The 6,000-nt window shown below is 67.4% G+C and carries 4 protein-coding genes and 2 pseudogenes; 5 read left to right on the top strand and 1 reads right to left on the bottom strand.

Annotated elements, in window-relative coordinates:
• Nucleotides 1-391 (top strand): annotated as a pseudogene (locus JSE7799_RS20800) (IS4 family transposase); the annotation flags it as partial.
• Nucleotides 382-1,293: pseudogene (locus JSE7799_RS01875) on the top strand (IS1380 family transposase); the annotation flags it as partial. The pseudogenes JSE7799_RS20800 and JSE7799_RS01875, both read left to right, overlap by 10 nt.
• Before the next feature lie 403 nt (nt 1,294-1,696).
• Here JSE7799_RS01875 and JSE7799_RS01870 read toward each other — a convergent pair.
• Nucleotides 1,697-2,122 carry an OsmC family protein gene (locus JSE7799_RS01870; RefSeq protein ID WP_055662081.1) on the bottom strand — a complete coding sequence of 142 codons (426 nt, stop codon included), beginning with the start codon at nt 2,120-2,122 and terminating at the stop codon, nt 1,697-1,699.
• 212 nt (nt 2,123-2,334) lie between these two features.
• Here JSE7799_RS01870 and JSE7799_RS01865 point away from each other — a divergent pair, with 212 nt between their 5' ends.
• The 3 genes from JSE7799_RS01865 to JSE7799_RS01855 all read left to right on the top strand — a co-directional run bounded on the left by JSE7799_RS01865 (nt 2,335) and on the right by JSE7799_RS01855 (nt 5,963).
• On the top strand, nt 2,335-3,795 hold the full coding sequence (locus JSE7799_RS01865; RefSeq protein ID WP_055662080.1) for a DEAD/DEAH box helicase: 1,461 nt from the start codon (nt 2,335-2,337) through the stop codon (nt 3,793-3,795).
• A 117-nt stretch (nt 3,796-3,912) separates the two neighbouring features.
• Nucleotides 3,913-4,680 (top strand): 3-oxoadipate enol-lactonase, encoded by a 768-nt coding sequence (pcaD, locus tag JSE7799_RS01860; protein WP_055662079.1) that lies wholly within the window; start codon nt 3,913-3,915, stop codon nt 4,678-4,680.
• Nucleotides 4,677-5,963 (top strand): lyase family protein, encoded by a 1,287-nt coding sequence (locus JSE7799_RS01855; RefSeq protein WP_055662078.1) that lies wholly within the window; start codon nt 4,677-4,679, stop codon nt 5,961-5,963. The genes pcaD and JSE7799_RS01855 overlap by 4 nt, the downstream gene beginning before the upstream one ends.
• The last annotated feature ends 37 nt before the right edge of the window (nt 5,964-6,000 follow it).

The following is a 6,000-nucleotide window of genomic DNA, read 5'->3' as shown; positions in this document are numbered from 1 at the left end:
CAAGGGCGGCGAGCTTCTCGTGGTGGCTTCGCCCTATCCAGCCACTGGCGCGCACATCCTGCGGCAGTACAAGAAGCGCTGGCTCATCGAGTGCCTGTTCGCCGACAGCAAGACGCGGGGGCTGAACCTGGAGGACACCCGCCTGACGCTCGCGTCCAGGTTGTCTCTGCTCATCGCCATAACCGCTATTGCCATCGCCCTCATCTGCCGTGCTGCAGCCCAGCTCATGGGACACAAATACCCCGCCCGCAAGAAGCACGGATACTGCTCGAAATCCTGGTTCCGGACCGGCTTCGATGAGGTCCGACGATGGATGCGGTCCGGTCCCGAAACGCCTCTCGTCGCCCGAAATCTCGTCGTCCCGAGACGGCTGCGGGTGGGAGTCGTGTAGTCTGCCGAATCGTGCTCGATATCGATGATACCTTTGACGCGGTGCATGGCCACCAGCAGCTGCGCCTGTTCAATGCGTTTTACGACGAGTTCGGCTTCCAGCCGATCGTCGTCTTCGACGGCGAAGGCCGGCTCGTCGGGACACTGCTGCGCCCGGCCCGCCGCCCCAAGGGAGCCGAGAGCGCGGCCCATATCCGCCGGTTGATCCGGCAGATCGCCAGGCATTGGCCCGAGACAGAAATCCTGCTGCGAGCCGACAGCCACTACTGCACCCCGCAGGTTCTGGACCTGTGTGACAGGCTCGGGCTGCGCTATGTCTTCGGTCTGTCAAAGAACGGCCGTCTGGCGCAGAACATCTCGGCTCTGGAAGCGTCGACGGCGGCGCGCTACGTCCGGACGCCGGGTCAGAAGCTGCGCCGGTTCAAAACCTTCTCCTACGCAGCCCGCTCGTGGTCGAAACCCCGCCGCGTCATCGCCCGCGTCGAGGTTGGCCCCATGGGTCGGGACACCCGCTACATCGTCACCAACCTCGAGGGCGGTCGCGGTAAGCATCTTTACGAGAAGCTCTATTCCGCTCGCGGCCAGGCCGAGAACCACATCAAGGCGTGGAAGGCCCACCTCGCAGCAGACCGGACGTCGTGCTCGAAGGTGAACGCCAGCCAGATGCGCCTGATGCTGCACGGCTGCGCCTACTGGATTTGGTGGAAGCTCCGCGCGGCTTGCCCGAAGCGCTCACCGTGGCGCCGCGCCCAGTTCGACACGCTGCGGCTGCATCTCGTCAAACTGGCCGCCACCATCGTCGAAAAGAAGACCCGGATCATCGTGACCCTGCCGGCTTCGTGTCCCCGAAAGGGACTTCTCCTCCTTCTCTTCGACGCCCTCGCCCCACCGAAAACAGCCTGACGCATGCGCCCCGACAAACCCAGAAACATCAACCCGTATCGCCCAAGACCCAAGTCACCGGCCGGCTTGCCAACCGGACGCAAACACCGGGTGCGCGCAAGAAAACCGAGACCGGGGAAACCATCCCACGGAGCACAAGTCCGCAGCTTCATGAATTATCCGGGCTAGCGGCTTCGAGCCCTCGGGGCCCGGCCGTTCCACAGGGTGCAGTTGCGAAAACGGCACACCCTTCTCAGCGACTTTTCGGCACTTACGGATAGCAAACCTAGCAACTAAGCGTCCAAGCGACAGGTTTGCCTGCCTCACCGGCTCTTTGCACCGCATCCCGCCCCAACTTTGGTACGGTGCATCAGCAACCGGTCCTCAAATGATAAGCCGGAGGGGCTCCCCCTCCGGCACCCACCTAGCGGATCGTCACGTCCATCGTGATCTCCGCCGTCAGCAGCTTCGAGATCGGGCAATTCTTCTTCGCCCCCTCGCAGGCCTCGCGCACCTTCGCCTCTTCCGCGCCGGGCGCGGAGACGGTCACGGTAAGGTGCGATTTGGTGACGGCAAAACCGCCCTCCACCTGATCGAGCGTCACGGTGGCGTTGGTGTCGATCGACTCCGCCTTCATCCCGTCCTCGCCCAGCACCATCGACAGGGCCATGGAGAAGCACGAGGCATGCGCCGCCGCGACCAGCTCCTCGGGGTTGGTGCCCTTCGCGTCCTCGAAACGCATGTTGAACCCGTAGGGCTGCGCGTCCAGTGCCCCGGATTCCAGCGAAACCGTCCCGCGGCCATCCTTCAGGCCGCCTTCCCAATGCGCGGATCCATGTTTCTTCGGCATGTCGTGCTCCTGTTGTGGTTGTCCCGCGCCAACCCCCGGAAGCCGCCCGGCGTTCCACGGGGCCTCAAGTTGACCGCAGGGCGCAAGTTTGATACCGGGACGCCACCCGCATCGCGATGACGCGGCGGGTCCGACCCGAGGGGCGCGTGAAAGTAGGCGTCCCGCCACCCCAGAGCGAACGGGCATCCGGCCCCGCTCCAGACAGGACGCACATGACGAGCTTTTCCGACCTCAACCTCGATCCGAAGGTTCTCAAGGCCATCGAGGCAACCGGCTACACCACCCCCACCCCGATCCAGGCGGGCGCCATCGCCCCCGCGCTCGAAGGGCGCGACGTTCTCGGCATCGCCCAGACCGGCACCGGCAAGACAGCCGCCTTCACGCTGCCGATGATTACCCGGCTGGCCAAGGGCCGGGCGCGGGCGCGCATGCCCCGCTCCCTCGTGCTGGCGCCGACGCGCGAACTCGCCGCGCAGGTGGCCGAAAACTTCGACACCTACGCCAAGGGCTCCCGGCTCAAGAAGGCGCTCCTGATCGGCGGCGTCTCCTTCAAGGAGCAGGACCAGCTCATCGATCGCGGCGTCGACGTCCTGATCGCGACCCCCGGCCGTCTGATCGACCATTTCGAGCGCGGCAAGCTTCTGCTGACCGGCGTCGAGATCATGGTCGTGGACGAGGCGGACCGCATGCTCGACATGGGGTTCATCCCCGATATCGAGCGTATCTTCGAGATGACGCCCTTCACCCGCCAGACCCTGTTCTTCTCGGCCACCATGGCGCCGGAGATCGAGCGGATCACCAACACCTTCCTTTCGAACCCCGAGAAGATCGAGGTGGCGCGCCAGAACTCCACCTCCGACACGATCACCCAGATCCTCGTGGAGCACACGCCCAAGCGCCGCGACATGACCGCCAAGGACAAGCGCGAGATCCTGCGCGCCATCATCGAACGCGACGGCCCGGAGCTTCGCAACGCGATCATCTTCTGCAACCGCAAGACCGAGGTCGACGTCGTCGCCAAATCGCTCAAGAAGCACGGCTACGACGCCGAGCCGATCCATGGCGACCTCGACCAGAGCCACCGCACCCGGACGCTCGACGGTTTCCGCGACGGCAGCCTCCGCTTTCTCGTGGCCTCCGACGTTGCGGCGCGCGGGCTCGACATTCCGAACGTGAGCCATGTGTTCAACTTTGACGTGCCGAGCCATGCCGAAGATTACGTCCACCGCATCGGTCGCACCGGGCGGGCGGGCAAATCCGGCATCGCCTACACGATCGCCACGCCGTCCGACGAAAAATACCTCGACGCGATCAAGCGGCTGGTGAAGGCCGACATTCCGACCGGTGAAAATCCCTGGACACCACCCGGTGCCCGCGAGGAACCCGCCCCCGCCGCGGCCGAGGAAGACACGCCCAAGCGGACGCGCAGCCGGTCCCGCGCCAAGCCCAAGCGCGGTGAGGATGCCGCGTCCGAGGACGTCTCCGCCGGGCGCACCGAGCCGCAGCCCGAGGCGCGCCCGAAGCCGGAGCCGCAGGAAGAACCGCGCGGCCGATCCCGCGGCGGCCGCGGCCGCTCCGGTAGCGAAAGCGGCGGGCGCGTCATTGGACTCGGCGACCATGTCCCCAGCTTCATCGAGATGAGCTTCGAGGAGCGTCGCGCCGAAACGGCCTGAGAGACCGACAGAGGCGCGCCCGAAGAGCCTGCTCCGGGCGCGCCAACTCACCGCGCCGCCCTTGCCCTTCCTGCCCCACCCGGTCCACCATCCGGGCGACAATCAGGGAGGCCGCCCATGCACATCATCGCCAAAGACGGCACGCGTCTTCATGTGCGCGAAGACGGGGTTCTGAACGGCCCGCCGCTGGTCTTCGCCAATTCCCTCGGGACGGATCTGCGGCTCTGGGACGAGATCGTCCCGCATTTTCCAAACCACCGCGTCATTCGCTATGACAAGCGCGGGCACGGGCAATCCGATGTGCCCGATCCGCCCTATGCAATGGGCATGCTGATCACCGATGTCGAAACGATCCTCGACGATCTCGGCGTCACCGGCGCGACCTTCGTCGGCCTGTCCATCGGCGGCATGATCGCCCAAGGCCTCGCGGTGAAGCGGCCGGACCTGATCGCCCGCCTTGTGCTGTCCAACACCGCCGCGCGGATCGGCACCGACGACTTGTGGAGCAAGCGGATCGAAACCGCCATGCACGAGGGGATGGAGCCGCTGGCCGATGGCGTGATGGAGCGCTGGTTCGGCCGCGACTTCCGCGCCGGTCCCGAACTCGCAACCTGGCGTGAGCGGTTGGTGAATACGCCGGTGGGGGGCTATGCCGGCTGCTGCGCGGCGATCCGGGGCACCGACCTCTACACGCCGACCTCGGGTCTGCGCCTGCCGACGCTCGCCATCGCGGGTTCCGAGGACGGCGCAACCCCGCCCGACCTCGTGCGCGAGACGGCCGATCTCATCCCCGGCAGCCGCTTTGCCCTCATCCGCCGGGTCGGCCACCTTCCCTGCGTCGAGGCGCCCGAGGAATATGCCCGCATCCTGAGCGACTTCCTGTGAGCGTCACGCCCTTCGACTCCGCGCTCCAAGGCCGGGCCTTCACCGATCCGGAGATCGGGCGGCTGTTCTCGGACACGGCGGAGCTGCGCGCGATGCTGATCGTCTGGGGGGCGCTCGCCAAGGCGCAGGCGGCCCATGGCTTGATCCCTGAAACCGCCGCCGCCGCAATCCACCGCGCCACGCTGGAGGTGCAGATCGACCCTGGCGCTCTCGCCCGCGCGACGGACGAGAATGGCGTCGTCATCCCCGCGCTCCTCGCGGCCATGCACCACGAGATGAAGGCGCCGGAACACGCGCAATGGCTCCATCACGGCGCGACCAGTCAGGACATCACCGATACCGGCCTCGCACTTCGGCTGCGCCAGGCGCTGACCCTCATCGCGGAGCGGCTCGACGGCGCGCTGGACCGGCTCGCTGCGCTGGCGAAGGCACAGGCCGAGACGCCGATGGCCGCGCGCACCTACGGACAGATTGCCACGCCCACGACCTTCGGCGCCGTTGCCGCAATCTGGGGAAACGGGCTCCTCGCGATGCGCGACGCCCTTCCCGCGATTCGCGCACAGGTCGAGATCGTCACGCTCGGTGGCGCGGCCGGAACGTTGTCGGTGATGGGTCCCGCGGGTCCGCAGGTTCGCGCCGCGCTGGCCGAAGGACTCGCCCTTCGCGACCCCGTCCGCAGCCCCCATGCCGAGCGGAGCCATATCCGCGCACTGGCGTCATGGCTTGGCGGCGCGCTCGCGGCGCTCGACAAGATGGCCGGCGACCTGCTCCTGCTCACACGGGACGGGATGGTCACACTCGGCGCGGCGGGCGGCTCCTCGACCATGCCGCAGAAGGCCAATCCCGTCGCGCCCAGCCGCATTCGCGCCCTCGCGCTTCACGGGCACGGTCTGGTCCAGACGCTGCACGCGCCGCATGCCGATCAACGTGACGGCGCCGCGTGGTTTGCGGAATGGCTGGCGCTGCCGCAACTTGTCGCCGCCACCGCCCGCGCCCTCACCCTCGCGGCCGAGACAAAGGTCGTTCCCGATCCTGCCCGCCTGCGCGCCCCGCTCGACGATCCGACCGGCCTGATCCATGCCGAAGCGGTCAGCTTCGCGCTCGACCTGCCGCGCCCCGAGGCCCAGGCGCAGGTCAAGGAATGGGCCGCCGAGATCCGCGCCTCGGGCGGGTCGCTGATCGAGAAGGCGGGCCTGCCGCCCGAACGTTTCACCCCCGCGTCCCAATGGGGCGAGGCGCCCGCGCAGGCCCGCGCCTTCGCGGCGGCCGTTCGCGGGGACTGATCGCGCGTCGCTCTGGACCACGCCAACCTTGAAAGAC

Source organism: Jannaschia seosinensis (assembly GCF_001408515.1).
GTDB classification, from domain to species: domain Bacteria; phylum Pseudomonadota; class Alphaproteobacteria; order Rhodobacterales; family Rhodobacteraceae; genus Jannaschia; species Jannaschia seosinensis.
Note: the sequence above shows the minus strand (reverse complement) of the source record. Positions and strands in the feature narration are given on the sequence as shown.